The sequence below is a fragment of the Acinetobacter sp. genome, from assembly GCF_049284435.1.
GTDB lineage: Bacteria > Pseudomonadota > Gammaproteobacteria > Pseudomonadales > Moraxellaceae > Acinetobacter.
Map to the genome: position 1 here is coordinate 50,212 of NZ_JBAPXX010000135.1, position 16,310 is coordinate 66,521.

General features: G+C 44.1%; 13 protein-coding genes, 1 tRNA gene and 3 pseudogenes. 5 read left to right on the top strand and 12 right to left on the bottom strand.

Features of this window, described 5'->3' with window-relative positions; all coding sequences use genetic code 11:
* Positions 1-154 precede the first annotated feature (154 nt).
* The 10 genes and pseudogenes from WAK81_RS11725 to WAK81_RS11770 form a co-directional block, all read right to left on the bottom strand.
* Positions 155-772: a DapH/DapD/GlmU-related protein gene (locus WAK81_RS11725; protein WP_422196975.1), complete on the bottom strand. Its 618-nt coding sequence runs from the start codon at positions 770-772 to the stop codon at positions 155-157.
* Entirely contained in the window at positions 765-1,364 is a 600-nt protein-coding gene (locus WAK81_RS11730) for an IMPACT family protein (protein WP_422196977.1), read from the bottom strand. Before WAK81_RS11730 ends, WAK81_RS11725 begins: the two co-directional genes overlap by 8 nt.
* A 119-nt stretch (positions 1,365-1,483) precedes the next feature.
* Positions 1,484-2,671: pseudogene (locus tag WAK81_RS11735) on the bottom strand (HlyD family efflux transporter periplasmic adaptor subunit).
* Positions 2,668-4,760, bottom strand: a pseudogene (locus tag WAK81_RS11740) (type I secretion system permease/ATPase). Before WAK81_RS11740 ends, WAK81_RS11735 begins: the two co-directional pseudogenes overlap by 4 nt.
* Positions 4,757-6,289: pseudogene (locus WAK81_RS11745) on the bottom strand (TolC family protein). Before WAK81_RS11745 ends, WAK81_RS11740 begins: the two co-directional pseudogenes overlap by 4 nt.
* 142 nt (positions 6,290-6,431) lie before the next feature.
* A complete protein-coding gene (gene lptB / locus WAK81_RS11750; RefSeq protein WP_005104345.1) occupies positions 6,432-7,175 on the bottom strand; it encodes an LPS export ABC transporter ATP-binding protein in 744 nt (247 codons plus the stop codon).
* Positions 7,175-7,741 carry a lipopolysaccharide transport periplasmic protein LptA gene (gene lptA, locus WAK81_RS11755; protein ID WP_422196979.1) on the bottom strand — a complete coding sequence of 189 codons (567 nt, stop codon included), beginning with the start codon at positions 7,739-7,741 and terminating at the stop codon, positions 7,175-7,177. Before lptA ends, lptB begins: the two co-directional genes overlap by 1 nt.
* On the bottom strand, positions 7,725-8,273 hold the full coding sequence (lptC, locus tag WAK81_RS11760; RefSeq protein ID WP_422196981.1) for an LPS export ABC transporter periplasmic protein LptC: 549 nt from the start codon (positions 8,271-8,273) through the stop codon (positions 7,725-7,727). The genes lptA and lptC overlap by 17 nt, the downstream gene beginning before the upstream one ends.
* A gap of 33 nt (positions 8,274-8,306) precedes the next feature.
* Positions 8,307-8,846: a KdsC family phosphatase gene (locus WAK81_RS11765; protein ID WP_004279958.1), complete on the bottom strand. Its 540-nt coding sequence runs from the start codon at positions 8,844-8,846 to the stop codon at positions 8,307-8,309.
* Between the two features lie 3 nt (positions 8,847-8,849).
* A complete protein-coding gene (locus WAK81_RS11770) occupies positions 8,850-9,893 on the bottom strand; it encodes a KpsF/GutQ family sugar-phosphate isomerase (RefSeq protein ID WP_422196983.1) in 1,044 nt (347 codons plus the stop codon).
* Between the two features lie 431 nt (positions 9,894-10,324).
* On the opposite strand from WAK81_RS11770, the gene cysS reads away from it, so the two are divergent.
* The 4 genes from cysS (at position 10,325) to WAK81_RS11790 (ending at position 13,935) form a co-directional block, all read left to right on the top strand.
* Positions 10,325-11,746 carry a cysteine--tRNA ligase gene (cysS, locus tag WAK81_RS11775; RefSeq protein ID WP_422196985.1) on the top strand — a complete coding sequence of 474 codons (1,422 nt, stop codon included), beginning with the start codon at positions 10,325-10,327 and terminating at the stop codon, positions 11,744-11,746.
* Positions 11,747-11,808: 62 nt separating this feature from the next.
* Positions 11,809-11,884 (top strand) — tRNA-Gly (locus WAK81_RS11780).
* Between the two features lie 191 nt (positions 11,885-12,075).
* Positions 12,076-12,864, top strand: coding sequence for a hypothetical protein (locus WAK81_RS11785; RefSeq protein ID WP_422196987.1), 789 nt, complete (start codon positions 12,076-12,078; stop codon positions 12,862-12,864).
* A 93-nt stretch (positions 12,865-12,957) separates the two neighbouring features.
* Entirely contained in the window at positions 12,958-13,935 is a 978-nt protein-coding gene (locus tag WAK81_RS11790; RefSeq protein WP_422196989.1) for a fatty acid desaturase family protein, read from the top strand.
* Between the two features lie 31 nt (positions 13,936-13,966).
* Here WAK81_RS11790 and WAK81_RS11795 read toward each other — a convergent pair whose 3' ends face one another.
* Together WAK81_RS11795 and yfcF are read right to left on the bottom strand one after the other, a co-directional pair.
* Entirely contained in the window at positions 13,967-14,908 is a 942-nt protein-coding gene (locus tag WAK81_RS11795; RefSeq protein WP_422196991.1) for a cation diffusion facilitator family transporter, read from the bottom strand.
* Positions 14,909-15,033: 125 nt separating this feature from the next.
* Positions 15,034-15,678, bottom strand: coding sequence for a glutathione transferase (yfcF, locus tag WAK81_RS11800; protein ID WP_422196993.1), 645 nt, complete (start codon positions 15,676-15,678; stop codon positions 15,034-15,036).
* A gap of 242 nt (positions 15,679-15,920) precedes the next feature.
* Here yfcF and WAK81_RS11805 point away from each other — a divergent pair.
* Positions 15,921-16,310 (top strand): glutamine amidotransferase-related protein (locus WAK81_RS11805; RefSeq protein ID WP_422196995.1); only part of this gene is annotated, 390 nt, incomplete at its 3' end.

Here is a 16,310-nt window from a genome sequence, read left to right on the forward strand (position 1 = left end):
TATTTTTAACTTAGCATAAGCATTCAAAAATGTGCAGCGAAATCTGTAAGGCTTGACTTGAAATATGTTAACTTTTATGTGAACAAATAAAGATCAATATATCGAACCATCTGCTGAGTCAGTCGGTTGTATCAAGCAATTGACTTCACAAAAATTATTCACGATAGCGAATGAATTGGGCCGGATTACCGGCGACAATTGCGCGCTTCTCGACATCCTTGGTCACCATACTGTTCATTCCCACTACGGCCTGATCTGCGATTTTGATTCCGTCCTTGATACCGACATGCGCACCGAGCCACACATCTCGGCCGATCTCGATGCCTTGCGAACCTACTGGCTGCTGATAAATCGGCTGCTCCAGATCCATGCCATGATCAAAGGCATAAAGATGACAATAAGCAGCGATACGCACCTGATCATGCAGTTTAATCCCCACCCGGCCCCCATCCAGAATACAGTGATGATTGATCGCCACTTCATTGCCGATCTCTAGTGGCCCATGTAAGGTGCAATCTGCAGCAATAAAGGTATTATCACCAATGATGATTTTACGTCCCGGCTCCGCAAAAATATGTGCCAGTGGTGAAATAAAACAGTTTTCACCAATCTCGACGGTTTCCATTTCCATCAAGTAAGCCTGATAGTCTTTTTGCCATGCTTCTGCCCATCCACGATTTTTTGGCTTTAAGGACCAGTACAGCCAAGGCATATAATTCAGGCGATGTTTGTGCTGCTCACGATATTTCAATAATGGATCTACGTCAGTCATCTATCGCTTCTTCTATGATTTTGAGCTGTTCCCGGCCGCGAGTCACATCTTGAATTTTTAAGGCAAAAGGTTGAATTTGATGTAACTGAAATAAGGCGCTGACCTGTACACCTTCGGCTGTATATTCTTCCTGATAGTCAATCTGTTGCTGATTCAATTCATATTGAAAGATGGCCCACTCATTGAATTGACAGGAAAATTGCACCTTTTTCTTTTCAATCAGTTCAATTTTTTCTGCTAGCAACAAACATTGTCCAGCACAACCACCATAGGCCCGTACCAAGCCCCCTGTTCCCAGCTTGATCCCGCCATACCAGCGATTGACCAGTACCAGTACATTGGTCAGTTCATTGCCCTCAATGGTCGCCAGTATCGGACGTCCCGCCGTGCCTGAAGGTTCACCGTCATCATTAAAGCGTACCTGATGGCCAATTTTCCAGGCCCAGCATTGATGCGTGGTACTTGGATCGCGATAAGCTTCCAGAAAATCTTTCACGTCCTGCTCATTTTCAACAGGTATGGCAAAGGCCTGAAAGCGGCTTTTTTTGATGTCTTCCTCAAAACTGACCAGGCTGGCAATGGTAAATGGCATAACTTCAGGCTTTCAATTCTCACTGCTGCAGTATACCCGCTTTGCACAGACAAATAAAAAGCCTCTCCACGGAGAGGCCTGATTTTGATCGATTGTTTTACTCATTTGCTTGGTAGATATTATCGTTCACGCAAGGCTTCTTTGGCTTTGTTAAACGGCTTGATCAGATAATCCATCACTGACTTTGAACCTGTGCGAATATACACGGTGGCCACCATCCCTGGAGTAATATTGAACTCCTGCCCGGCATTATTGCTTAGCTTGTCGCTGTCGCTACGGATATACACCCGATAATAAAATTGATCCTGCTTGACTTCATCACGCAAGGTATCCGGTGAAATCATGGTCACTTTACCGTTTAGCCCGCCATAAATTGAATAATCATAGGCGCTAATTTTGACCAGTGCTTCCTGATCAGGGCGAATAAAGGCAATATCACGCGGTGAGATTCGTGCTTCAACCAGTAATTTTTCATCCAGTGGCACAATGGTCATCAACTTGCCATTTTGTGGAATCACGCCGCCCAGCGTCATCACATCAATCTCTTTGACTACACCGCGAACCGGTGATTTAAAAACAGTTCGGCTCAAAGTATCGGACTTGCCACGTACCACCTGTTGCTGGGTTTCCATATCGGTATTGGATTTGGACAGCTCTTGCCGCGCATTCACATAATATTGATTACGGATATCATTCATTTGATTACGCAGGTCATTGGCTTCACGTTTCAGACGCAACACTTCAACTTCACTGGCTGCCCCTTTGGCGACCAAGGGAGCCGGTCATTTCCAGTTCTTGCTGTACCAGTAACAAAGCCTGTTCCAGGCCTGCAACGGATTCTTGCAGATTGGCACGACGTGACTGATACAGGGCCGTTTCTTCTTTAACCAGTTTTGGATATTTCAATACATCTTCCGGGAAAGATAGTGGTGTGCCACTGACTTCCGCACGTAAACGGGCTGAAGTAGCACGTGACGAAACCAGTAAGGATTCTGATTCACCAACATTGGATTCAAAGCGGGTCGGATCAAGCTGGGCTAATACTTGCCACGCTCTACAATCTCACCTTCTTTGACATTGAGTTTAGTCAAAATACCGCCATCCAGAGACTGAATCACCTGCTCTTTGGATGATGGAATTATTTTCCCGGTACCGGTAGACACTTCTTCCAATTTAAATAACCAGGCCCAGGTCAGCAATATCAATAGGCCAATGCCGACAATCCAGATAATCACACTGGATTTAGGTAATGGCGGTTCCTGGAAGCTGACTTTGCTGGAACGTTTTAGTTGCTGTAGTCCACTCATGCACTTGCTCCCACAACCCGCTTATTACCACCCTGCGACTGATTCAGGATCTGATCCCGTGGCCCATCCATGACAATCTTGCCATCGTTCACCACCAGAATACGATCCACCAGTTCCAATACCGCACGGCGATGAGTCGCAACTACCATCGTACGATGGGTTAAATAACCTTTAAGATGATCAATCAACTGCTTTTTCTGAAACATCATCAATGGCGGCGGTCGGTTCATCCAGCAGCAAAATTTTTGGCTGACGGATCAACAGCCGTGCCAATAACAAGGCTTGACGCTGTCCGCCCGAGAAGCCGACACCGCCCTCTAAAATGATATGATCCAGTCCTTCTTTTTTCTCCTGTACAAATCCCAGTGCACCGGTAATTTGTAAGGCTTCCAGAATTTGCTGATCGGTGGCCAACGGTGCACCCAAACTCAGGTTTTCACGAATTGAACCATAAAATAGCTGCGAGTTCTGATTCAGCAAGCCCATATCACGACGTACATCTGACGGGTCAATCAGGGTCAGATCAATACCATCCAGCTTGACCTTGCCCTGTAACGGTGTCTGCATCCCAGACAAGAGCTGCAACAAGGTCGATTTTCCTGCGCCGTTACGGCCCAGAATCGCAATTTTCTCCCCGGGCTTGATTTCCAGTTTGGGAATCATCAAACTCGGTTTCGGATCATCATCACCATATTTAAACACCACACCGTTGAGCTCATAATGCCCATCCAGTGCTGGCCGGTGAATCAGGTGCGAATAGTCCGGCTGGTCCACCGGTTTTTTCATGCGTTCATCCAGGCCGGCTTTAGCAACTTTAGCCTGTTGCAAGCGCCCCAGCACGCCCGTAATTTGTGAAATTGGTGCCAACATACGTGAAGAGAGAATCGAACAGGCAACCAAAGCACCCGTGGTCATGTCACCCTCCATCACCGCAAAAGCCCCGACCAAGACCACAATTTTACGTTGCTGCATGCTGACATCAGCCGACACTTCATTCATATGATTCCATTGATTCTGGAAACGCGTTTCAGCCCTTAATAGCTTGATGTCTTCAATTCCTTGTACGGCTTCTACCAACAAGGCATTGCGGATGGCAGATTCGCGCATGCCCAATTAATTGCGCCAGCTGTGCCAGTTTTTTCTGCGCCAGAATTCCCGGAAGAATCATTAAGGGCACAACGAGTAACATGACCCAAAAAAGATTGCCGCCAATCACCCAGAAGATGCCTAAGAACAGGAAGAAGAATGGCAGATCCGCAATTGCTGTAACTGTGGTTGAAGTCACCAGTTCGCGCACGCCTTCCAGCTCGCGAATTTGTGAAATAAAAGTTCCTGTGGATTTGGAACGTTCACTATTTTTAATTCTTAATGAATGACCAAAAACCCGGTCAGAAATTTTTAAATCCACCCGTTTACCAATAATGTCTGACAGATAGATCCGCGAGACACGTAAAACAAACTCAAAAATCGCGGCGATCAGCACACCACCTGCCAACACCCATAAAGTCGGAATGGATTGTAATGGAATGACACAGTCATAGACATTCATCGAGAAGACTATCGTGGCCAATGCCAGAATATTGGCAATTAAAGATGCAAACATCACATCGATATAGCGCTTCCAGTCATTCAGGACAATCGACCAGAACCAGTTTTTCTCAAAGGGTTTGATATATTCATCCACCCGCGCATCTGGAACTGAAGATTCAGGACGTAGGACATAAAGATGCTTTATACCAACCCCTAATTGTTCAACTGTAAAGCTTTGAGATAAACCTTCATCACCACTGAGCTGAATGCTGACATTGCCCTGCGTGTCGATGCGTTCGATCACGCCTACATCTCCACTATCGAATTCAACCAGTAAAGGCAAACGCCATGGATTCAGTAGGCTGCGGTCAAATTTATTTTTACGGACATTTAAACCCATCTGGCGACTGACAATCTTGAGCATGTCATCGATATCATGATGCTGGTTCCAATCCAGTTGTAGGCGAATCCGCTCCTCAGAAGGCTCAATACGGTAATGCCGGGCAATATTTAAAACTGCCTGAAGCCAAGGTTGATGATTTATTATTGTAGTACTCATGGCTGAACTTCAAACCCCTGAATAGAAATGCTGTTAAGCGCGTAAATATCCCATGTACGGCCCGTGACCTGAATGTACTGTACGATCGCCGAATAAATATCATAGCGTGCCGCTTCAATTTCCTGCGCTGCACTATGAATGGCTTGCTCTGCATTCAGCAAATCCACCACGGTTCGGGTACCCAATTTATATTGTTCTTGATACAGCTCTTTGGTGCGTACCGTGGTTGCTCGGCGCTGGGATAAAACCCCCATTTGTTTTTGTTTATTTTCAATCTGCTCGCGGATCAAGCGCACCTGATCCAGCACATCCAGATAGACCGTATTGACCTGTGCGCGTGCAGCTTCTTCGGCATAACTGGCGGCACGGGTCTGTGAACGTGTTGCACCACCCTGATACAAATTACTGCTGGCTTCAATCATGACTGAATTATAAAAGCCATCATCTTCATTATTATTTGGATTCCGTCCATTCATCGCCTGACTTAGACTGCCTTTGAGACTGATGGTCGGATAAGGACTTAGCCGCGCCCGATCTTTTTGCAAACGAGCAACATTGACCCCGGCATGTGCCAGAATCATGTTCGGAATCTGGGTAAATTCCGGATCTTGATAAAGATCGGCCTGTGCCACAATACGCTCAGGAATATCCCATTCAACGGCAGATACATCAAATCCTAGCAAGGTACGCAAGCGTTGTTGATATTGTCTGAGCTGGGTCTGCTGTACAATCAGATTTGATATTGTGCTGCTTCCAGGTTGGACTGCGCCTGAATTGGGTCGGCCTGACTGCTGATTCCGGCGCGGGCACGCAAATTGGCAATTTCTGCAATCCGTCCAATGCCCTGAATCTGCTGCTGGGCAATCTGGGTTGCTGATAGCGTTTGATATTCACTATTGCATCAGCCACTTCTAATGCGATCTGATCCAGACTGACCAGCACCCTTGCCTGTTCTTCTGCCAAGCGGGCTTCTTCCACACTGACATTGGTTTTAATTTTGCCAAAGTCATACAGCATCTGGGTGGCATTCAAAGAAACGATTTGACGTCCACGTTCACCGGAAGTGAGGTCATCTGTCCCGATACCACCGGATAATAACCCGATCTCGCCACATCAATATTCGCGGCCTGGGCAGATAATGTCGAAATACTCTGGGTGATTTCAGGACGTCGCTGCACTGCCCGGTGTAGGCTTCCACCAGATTCATTTTTTGTGGAATGCCAGCTGTGATCGTAGGACTTAAAGCCGACTGTCCTGACTGTGGCCGGGTAATCTGTCGCAGCTCAGCTACTTTTGATATATCTAATGAATAATGACCGAGCGAGGTAATATCAATGGTATGTGCTGACCGTGTCGGTTTGGGTGCAATCAGCTGGCCTAGGCCATTCTTGAGATTGGCAAAATAATGGGGGTGAGCTTTCTGCATGCCCCAAAGACACAGATAAAGGCAAAAGAAGAAGTATCAATCCCCTTCTTTTTTGATCTGTTTTCCCCTGATTTTTTTTAAAGTGTTCTGCCCTAAATCGCATAATTATGTAATGTTTCTTGTTTTAGCCTAACAATATATCAAATCCCTTTAAAAGAAATCTTTTTCACTTTGATTTAATCAAAAAAAACCCTGCATCCGACAACTGGCGTCTGATGCAGGGTTTTTATATAAAGCAGGATTATTTAAACAGTGAAATCATCACCCAGATAAACTTTTCTCACGGTCTCATTCGCCAGGATTTCTTCTGGTGTACCTTCAGCAAGCAATGCGCCTTCACTGACAATATAAGCATGCTCACAAATCGCCAGCGTTTCACGAACGTTATGATCGGTAATCAGCACCCCAATTCCGCGATCTTTCAAGGTCGTAATAATATCCTTAATATCTCCGACCGAAATCGGATCGACACCAGCAAAAGGCTCATCGAGTAGCATAAATTTTGGGTCGGCCGCAAGTGCACGTGCAATTTCGGCACGACGTCGCTCACCACCGGAGACACTCATACCCAAAGAATCTTTAATATGAGTGATTTTAAAGTCTGCCAATAGCTCCGCCAGACGTTGCTGACGTTGTGCCTTGGTCATATCTTTACGGGTTTCCAGAATCGCCATAATATTTTCTGAAATCGTCAGTTTTCGGAAAATCGAAGCTTCCTGCGGCAAATAACCAATTCCCTTACGTGCCCGTTCATGCATTGCGAGGTCGGAAAGATCCAGATCATCCAGATAGATTTCCCCCTTATCCATCCGCACCAGACCGACCACCATATAAAAACTGGTGGTTTTACCGGCGCCATTTGGTCCCAGCAACCCAACAATCTGGCCACTTTCCATGCTGAACGACACATCTTTCACTACCCAGCGTTTATTATAGTTTTTCGCCAGATGTTTAATGGTGAGGGTTTGAACCTGCTGCGATTGCTCCATTAATCACGCGCTCCTGGGAAGGATCTTGAACTAGAGGGTGGAATCACGATTTGTACACGGCCAGACGATGAACCGGTTTTGTTTGGTGTTCCGGTGGCTTCGATATCGCCTTTGTTCATGCTGTATTTTAAAGTCGCACCACGAATACTGGCACTATCCTGTTGCAGGAAGGCATTACCTGACAAGGTAATAATCCCGGTTTCAGCATTATAGACAATTTTTTGCGCCTGACCTTTGGCAAGACCTTTGGCCGGATCCACTTTTTGCTGGAACTGTGCCGGGCTGCCTGTCGCCGTAATCAGGCTGATCTGGCGCTTATTGTTCAGATTGGCCACAATCGAGTTGGCTTGCAGCTTCATGGTGCCCTGTTCAATAATGACATTGCCCGAATACGTCGTCACACCCGTCCGCTCATTGAAAGTTGCCCGGTCAGCCAGCAAAGTGATTGGCTGGTTACGGTCAGATGGCAGGGCAAAAGCAGCGATTGAACCGAGTCCAACCACAGTCGCCAGCGTCATACGCTTCAGGAAAGTGTGCATCATTTTGGCTTTAGGAGTTTGGTTCATACTTTCCTCGAATATTAAAGAATTCGTATTGACCATCATTAAGATTGGCTTTAAGACCCTGGCTGACAAATTCAGCCTGTGGAGATTCCACAATCACTGTCTTGTCTGTTTCAATTTCACGTGTTTTCGGAAAAGCGGTCAGTTCTTCAGTACGAAACTGCATTTTCCCATTTTGCATGATTTTGGTGGCGAGCACTTCTTGAGAGAGTACAACTTTTGTATTGTCATCATAACCATGCGCCATTTTGGCAAAGAAAGTCGCATCGACTTTACCATTGTCATAGGTCGATGCTCGCAGATTTTCCAGCTTTGAGGTTTTTAGTCGCAGGTTCTGCTCAAGTCGGTCCACTTGGGCACGAACCGACACTTGGCCTACTTCATCCGTCTGGGTTAAGTTAATATTTTGAGCGGAATAGGTCATGCTGCGCGCAGAGTCTGCCTGCAGCTTGTTGCCCTTGCCACTGTAATAGTAATAACCACCACTTATTGCGGCAATAATCACAGCCGTAATATATAAAACTTTAGTATCCATAAGCGGTGTACTTAATCCAAAAGATATGACTTATTAATAAGGCGCACGAGTATATTTTTCAAGTAACTCTTGGTACATGCCTTTGGACATTAACAGCATATCGCAGATTTCACGCACCGCACCACGTCCACCTTGGGCTTGAGTCACCAGATCGGCACGGCGGCGAACTTCAACATGACCATTAGGCACGGTCACTTTCATGCCGGCAATGGCAAAAGCAGACAGATCAGGCCAGTCATCGCCCATGTACAGGCAATCTTCAGGATCAATATTGAGCTGCGCACAGGCTTCACGAAGTGCTGTACCTTTATCTTCACGGCCCTGATAGACCAGATCAACACCCAGATCCGACATACGCTTTTCTACGATATTGCTTTTACGTCCGGTGATAATAATCACCTTGATCCCTGCTTGCTGAACCAGTTTCATGCCCAAACCGTCACGAATATCAAAGGATTTGATCTCATCGCCAGTATTGGTCAGCGTTACAAAGCCATCACTTAAAATACCATCTACATCAAGCACCAGCGCTGCAATATGACGTGCTTGCTCTAATAATACATAAGATGCCATTTATTAATTTACCCCAGCCTGAATCAGGTCATGCATACTAATCACGCCAATGACTTTATTGGCATCATCAACAACTACAAATTGATTAATTTTATGTTCATTCATACGTTCCAGTGCGACCACTGCACGTGCTTCCTGAGAAATGGTCAACGGATTTTTGGTCATCACGTCCTGAATAGCCAGATTGACGTCAAAACCTTGCTGCTTGTCAATCAAACGACGCAAGTCACCATCGGTAAAAATCCCCAGCAACATATCATTTTCATCGACCACTGTGGTCAAGCCCAGGCGCTTGTTGGAAATTTCGTACAATACTTTATTCATGGCGGTATCTGGCGAGACTTTAGGTAAATCTGCACCAGTACGCATTAGATGTTTCACATGCAATAACAGACGCTTACCCAGCGCACCTGCAGGATGTGAACGTGCAAAATCATCTGAGGTAAAGCCGCGAGCATCCAGTAAAGCTACCGCTAAAGCATCACCTAATGCCAATGTTGCCGTCGTTGACGATGTCGGTGCTAAACCCAGTGGACAGGCTTCCTGGATATTACCCAGCGTCAAAGCTACATCAGCATTTTGTGGCATTGGACCACGATCATCACCACTGATGGTAATCAGCGGAATTTCCAGATGCTTGATCAGCGGCATCAGCATCATGATTTCATCACTCTTGCCCGAGTTTGAAATCGCAATCAGTACATCACCTGCCACCAGCATACCCAGGTCGCCATGACCGGCTTCACCTGGATGCATAAAGAATGAAGGAGTTCCGGTCGAAGCAAAGGTCGCCGCCATTTTACGGCCAATATGACCTGACTTGCCCATTCCGGTAATCACCAGACGGCCAGTACAATGTAGAATAATTTCACATGCCCGGCTAAAACGGTCATCAATCTGTGTTGCTAAAATCTGTAGTGCATTTTCTTCAATGCGCAGTGTTTCAAGTGCGACTTTCTGGAAATCTAGTTGATTCGCTGTTTTTTGTGGATTCAAAGCCTGTTTACCTACGCTAAGGACAGAGAAAAACTCTGGTTTGATGGGCATAATTTTCGCAATTTTAGCATAGCTATGCAATTGTAAGCTTTCTAAATGTAGAAGATTCGACGGATTTTTAATATATTCCGATTGTATTCAACTTGCACAATCTGGTATCTCCCTCTCTACATTCGCTCCATTTTTAAAGCGGTTAAATGCGCTTGTTTTTATTTTTATAGAAACACGCTTACTCTATCCGAAATAAGTTTGGTTCAAATCAGACCAGACTCATTCAAATATAATTCAATCATACTGGCAAACACTGCCTCTGAAAATGTAAGCTCAATATCGCTATTTCACTTCCTGAACCTCTTCTTTCTAAATCACTCTCGTCGCCTAACTACCCTAAATAACTGAGGCTTTTTACGCTTTTATCTTTATGAATAATTATGCTTGGGTTAAGATGATTCATCCTTTTATTTGAAGTCTTTTGAACAGCTATGCAACCATTTGTTCTATATAACTCAGAGCAACGCAAAAAAGTAGAATTCGTACCTCGTGTTGAAGGTCAAATTGATCTGTATGTCTGTGGTATGACGGTTTATGACTACTGTCATATTGGACATGCACGTACAGTGGTTGCATTTGACTATATTATCCGTTTCCTGCGTAGCCAAGGCTGGAAAGTCAAATATGTGCGTAATATTACGGATATTGACGACAAAATTATTAAACGTGCCAATGAAAATGGCGAAAGTATCTCCGAGCTAACCAGCCGCTTTATTGATGCAATGAATGAAGACTTTGCCGAACTGGGCTGTCTTGCGCCTGATGCAGCACCAAAAGCAACAGATTATATCGATCAGATGCAGGATATGATCAGCAACCTGGTCGACAAAGGTACGGCTTATCCATCCAATAATGGGGATGTCTACTTTGAGGTCGAGAAGTTTGCCAAATACGGTCGCCTTTCTGGCCGTAAACTAGAAGATATGCAAGCCGGCGCGTCTGAACGTGTCGATGTTGAAGTCGAAAAGAAACATCCGTTTGACTTTGTTCTGTGGAAACATGCCAAAGAAAATGAGCCATCATGGGCATCACCTTGGGGCAATGGCCGTCCAGGCTGGCATATTGAATGTTCAGCGATGTCGACCTGCTGCTTGGGTAATCATTTCGATATCCATGGCGGTGGTGCTGATCTAACCTTCCCGCATCATGAAAATGAAATTGCACAATCTGAGGCAGCAACCGGTGAACAGTATGTGAATTACTGGATGCATGCAGGATTCATTAATGTCGATGGCGAAAAAATGTCGAAGTCTTTAGGCAATTTCTTCACCATTCGCGACGTGATTGAAAAATTCCATCCGGAAGTGGTGCGTTACTTTATTATCTCTTCCCATTATCGTAGCCCGGTGAACTATTCGGATGTTGCCTTAAAAGAAGCGAAAAATACCTTGTCTCGTTTTTATCATTCATTCAAAACCTATCAGGCGGTTTATGGTGATCATCTGGTTGACACGCTAGATGATGCTTTTGTTGAACGTTTCAATGCTGCTATGCGTGATGATTTCAATACGCCTGAAGCAATTGCGGTATTGTTCGAAATCAATAAAGAGCTGAATCGTGCCGTGAAAGAAGAACATGCGGAACAGGCAGCGATTTATTACGCAACTTTACGTCACCTGACCAATATTCTCGGTCTGGTACAGCAAGATGTAGATGAATTCCTTAAGTCTGACATTGGTCAGGAAGCTCTAGGGTTGTCACCTGAACAAATTGAAGATTTGATTCAACAGCGTCAGGATGCCAAGAAAGCCAAAGAATTCGCACGTGCGGATGAGATTCGTCAATCTTTACTTGATCAAGGTGTTGTTCTTGAGGATACCCGTCAAGGTACTGTCTGGCGTCGTGCTGATTAATTAATCAAACAGATTTGTAGAGAGTTGACACCGCTGTGGAATTCTCTATAATTCACCTTATTGCGGGAATAGCTCAGTTGGTAGAGCATAACCTTGCCAAGGTTGGGGTCGGGAGTTCGAGTCTCCTTTCCCGCTCCAGAATACGAAAAACCCTTATCGAAAGATAAGGGTTTTTTTATTGTATTTAAAAAATTTCATTGATAAAAAGCATATCTCAAATCACTTATTCATCCTCTTTCACCTTGACAATTTTTTTGGGTTATTCATGACAAAGTGCTATTGTGGATAAACTTTAAAACTTTCAATCCCTTTCATAACGATATCGTTTCATGACTTACAAATTGAATGCTCGTCATCTAATTCTAGATCTTTTATATGCCTCTAAAAACTCTACCCTGTCTATTAAGCGGATATTAACTGCTGCTGAATTATTGGGTATATCTAACAATGGTATCCGTGTCGCTGTAGCCCGATTAAATCAGGAAAATGTAATCCAATCTATAGAGCGCGGCGTGTATCAATTGTTAGAGAAAAAATTTGATACTTCTTTTATCAGCTTAAACAAACATCCTGATATGCAAACGGCGACCACGTGGCACGGAAAATATGTATTGGTCTATACCGGTGCTTTGGGGCGTGTAGACCGTACGGCATTATCTAAAAGAGAAAAAGCACTACGTTATTATGGTTTTCAGGAATTAGAGCAAAATGTTTTTATTCGTCCCGATAATTTAACGCTAAACCTAAGTCCATTAAAAACAGCTGTAATCCAGTTTGGATTAGATCCTGACGCACGTTTTTTCCAAGTCAGTCAACTGGAAAGTGAAACCGAAGTTCGTGATTTATGGGATATCGAAGAGCTACATCAGACCTATAATGTAGTACAGCATGATATCAACGCCTGGTTTGAAAATTACCAAAATCTGACTTTAGCAGAGGCTGCAAAAAGTGCCTTTTATCTAGGTAAATCTGCCCTATTTAGTTTGCGTGCTGACCCCTTACTTCCTGCAGAATGGATAGACACCGATGCTCGACAACAATTTGAGCTCGCAGTCCGCAAAATAGAAAAACAGGGGCAACTTTTATGGCAACACTATTTTAAAGACCAATGGGTCTAATTTATTTCTTTTTTATACACAAAAATAAATTGACTGTAATATTTCATCCAAATATATTGAATACAGCAATAAGAACTAAATATAGGCAGAAGAATGAACAGTAAGGTCAGTGTCACAGAACTTTTTAGTCGTGTTGAAATTAAAGAACTCACCACGACCTCAGACTTGCATGGTGCTTGGGCAGTAGGTTCAACCTGGACCGTAATTGTCATGACCTTTGGCACGGTAGCCTATAGCTGGGAATATTTACCTACGTGGGGAAAAGTCCTGATATGTGCATTGGCATTGGCCATTTTGGCTGGCCGTCAGCTTGCGCTGGCCATACTGATGCATGATGCTTCGCACCATAGCTTGTTTAAAACCAAATGGTTAAATATCCATCTGACCGATTGGCTCTGTGCACGCCCGATCTGGAATGATGTTAGCAAATATCGTCCCTATCATTTGAAACATCATGCTAAAACCTCACAACCTGATGACCCTGACTTAGGGTTGGTAAAAAATTTTCCCATTACGCAAACATCATTATTCAGAAAATTCTTTCGTGACCTGAATGGACAGTCTGGACTTAAGTTTCTTTCAGGTCGGGTATTGATGGATCTGGAACTCTTGGAATGGAGTGTCTCCAACGATCCCAAACCAATTCCGCGTGGTGATCGTAGCAATCTAGAGTTAGCGAAAAACTTGCTTAAAAATAGTTCCGGTATGCTGATCTCAAATGCTGCAATTTTTTCTGCACTTTGGGCCAGCGGCCATCCTAAACTGTATTTATTATGGCCTCTCGCCTATATCACTCCATTCCCCTTGTTCATCCGCATCCGCGCCATGGCTGAGCATGCGGGCCTAGAAACCAGTCATTTCGCCCTCAGCAATACCCGAACTACCCGTGCAGGCTGGCTGGCGCGTGCTTTTGTTGCGCCAATTCATGTCAACTATCATATTGAACATCATTTAATGGCCTCTGTTCCTCATCAAAAGCTGGCAAAAATGCATCAGATGTTAAGAGAACGTCAGTATGTCGGTGCTCCGCCAAGTTATCTGGATGTGATTCGCTCACTTTTAAAAAAATAATCAATTTTCCGGATGCTTAGATTAGTCAATTTCAATGCTGATGGGTTTCAGCATGTGAATGCTGATGTAAGGATTGTCCTCGATGTTCTGGTGGGCAATCTTCCGCTTCAATCTGCAAAGTCATCTCGGTAATATGATGTTCATGGTTGAGCATCTCGAAAGCCTGATGACGCAGTTTCCGATAATCCACATTGGGCGCAACCAGATGCACGGTCAGCATGACTTTTTTGGAGGTAATTGCCCAAACCTTGAGCTGATGAATATCCTGTACCCCTTCGAGCGCCAAAAGATCGTGGCGTAATTTTTCAATATCAATTTCATCCGGCACACCTTCAAGCAGAATATTGATGCTCTGTTTCAGCAAAATCCAGGTTCTTGGCAATACCCAAAATCCGATCAATACCGCAATCAGCGTATCCACCCACATCCAGCCAGTAAAATAAATCACCAGTGCCCCAATAATCACCCCGACTGATCCTAGCGCATCACTCAGCACTTCCAGATAAGCGCCTTTTACATTGAGACTTTCCTGACTACTGGATACCAGAATTTTCATGGAAATCAGATTAATGATCAGCCCCAAGGTGGCCACGATCATCATGCCTAGGCTCTGGATTTCCGGCGGATGACTCAAACGCTGATAAGCTTCAAACAAAATATAAATCGCAACCACAAACAGCATCACGGCATTAAACAGAGCAGCAAGAATTTCAAAGCGCTGATAACCAAATGTCCGTTTATTGTCTGCCGGTTTTTGCCCAATTTTGATAGCTACCAGTGCAATAGCCAGTGCAGCAGCATCGGTAAACATATGCGCAGCATCAGAGAGTAAAGCCAGACTTTGGGTCAGGAAACCGGCAATTACTTCCACAATTAAAAAAGTGGTGGTTAATGCCAGCGCTATCGATAATTTTCTGGCATTGTCTGCAGTCACGGCGACATGACTATGCTCATGATGATGTGAATTCCCCACCGGCCACTCCTTCATTATTCTCAACGAGGAAATGCATCTTCAGCATATTTCAACTTTTGTTCTCACTCATATTACGCTTGATTTTTATCTCTTTAAGTAGGTTTTTTATGAACCGTTTATGAGATTTAAGGGATGAGAGCTTTGGCCTTTTCATTCTCTGCCAGCCAGGCCTGTACCGAAGCACGCTTAAAATTATGCTCGACATATTCTATTATTTTCACAGGAAGTTTCACCTGATGACTCAGCAGACGATGCAACATAAAGGCCAGATCAAAGTCTACAATTGACCAGTGTTCAGTCAACCATATGTCCTCCAGCATATGTTCTGCCACATTCACCAAGCGTTGAATTTCTTTAGTTATCGAAGCTGTAAGAGGTGAAGATATTTTTGCTGGATGAAATACCGAATCGGAAGGCATTTGCTGACGGATTTGCATAAAATCGGTTTTAACCAAGGCTTGTATGGCGCGACATTTGGCTCTGGCCTGAATTTCCTTTGGATATAATGCGGGATAACTTGGAGCTGGAAAGGCATCTTCCAAGTATTCAGTGATCGCCCATGATTCAAACAGGCTAAAGTTATCTACTATTAAACACGGAACTTTAGCACTTGGACAAATGGCTTGATAAGCCGCAGATTTCTGTTGCTGCTGATCTAAATCAATCACGATTTCCTGAAAATCTAAACCCTTTTCTTTTAAAGCAACATAGACCGACATGGCATAAGGGCTGATTCTATTTTTATCGACATATAAACGTATATTCTGCATATCCTTGTTCCTGATGCTCTTGTTGTTTTTATTCAGTACGGTAGCCTTACTCTACTCTCTTTCCTATACAAAAGAAAAAAATGAACTGCTTCATGTAGCGTTCACACGAAAATGTTTACACACTTGCCGATAGCGCAGCGATGTTCATTATTTTCTATTTTGCACGTGATGTGGGGCATAAAGCCTTTTATTTTGCTTTTGATTCACGTTAAATTAAATCATTCTCTTGATATCAAAAAACTATGCTGAACTTAGCCCACCTTCCCGATACCGTGTATGCCATTCAACATGTGGCTTTCGAAGACTTAGGTGCTTGGGAAGATATTTTTTATCAGCTCGGGTTACGTGTGCGTTATTTCGAAGCTGGTATCGATGATCTCACCAAGGCTTTTGAGCATTCCGGTTTAACAATCATTCTCGGTGGCCCGATTGCAGTCTATGAAACTGAGGATTATCCTTTTTTACAACAGGAAATGGATTTACTTAAAGTTCGTCTGGAAAAGAACTTACCGACTTTAGGCATCTGTTTAGGTGCGCAGTTAATTGCTGCTGCATTGAATGCTAAAGCCTATCCAGGAGATGTAAAAGAAATTGGCTGGTCTAAACTCAGTCTTGCTTCTATTGAAAATAAT

Bases quoted from the DNA above. Each gene is read 5' to 3' on its own strand.
- WAK81_RS11785 (WP_422196987.1), top strand. From the start codon at position 12,076: ATGACTTACAAATTGAATGCTCGTCATCTAATTCTAGATCTTTTATAT.
- lptA (WP_422196979.1), bottom strand. From the start codon at position 7,741: ATGAACCAAACTCCTAAAGCCAAAATGATGCACACTTTCCTGAAGCGT.
- lptC (WP_422196981.1), bottom strand. From the start codon at position 8,273: ATGGATACTAAAGTTTTATATATTACGGCTGTGATTATTGCCGCAATA.
- cysS (WP_422196985.1), top strand. From the start codon at position 10,325: ATGCAACCATTTGTTCTATATAACTCAGAGCAACGCAAAAAAGTAGAA.
- WAK81_RS11725 (WP_422196975.1), bottom strand. From the start codon at position 772: ATGACTGACGTAGATCCATTATTGAAATATCGTGAGCAGCACAAACAT.
- WAK81_RS11765 (WP_004279958.1), bottom strand. From the start codon at position 8,846: ATGGCATCTTATGTATTATTAGAGCAAGCACGTCATATTGCAGCGCTG.
- yfcF (WP_422196993.1), bottom strand. From the start codon at position 15,678: ATGCAGAATATACGTTTATATGTCGATAAAAATAGAATCAGCCCTTAT.
- lptB (WP_005104345.1), bottom strand. From the start codon at position 7,175: ATGGAGCAATCGCAGCAGGTTCAAACCCTCACCATTAAACATCTGGCG.
- WAK81_RS11730 (WP_422196977.1), bottom strand. From the start codon at position 1,364: ATGCCATTTACCATTGCCAGCCTGGTCAGTTTTGAGGAAGACATCAAA.
- WAK81_RS11790 (WP_422196989.1), top strand. From the start codon at position 12,958: ATGAACAGTAAGGTCAGTGTCACAGAACTTTTTAGTCGTGTTGAAATT.
- WAK81_RS11770 (WP_422196983.1), bottom strand. From the start codon at position 9,893: ATGCCCATCAAACCAGAGTTTTTCTCTGTCCTTAGCGTAGGTAAACAG.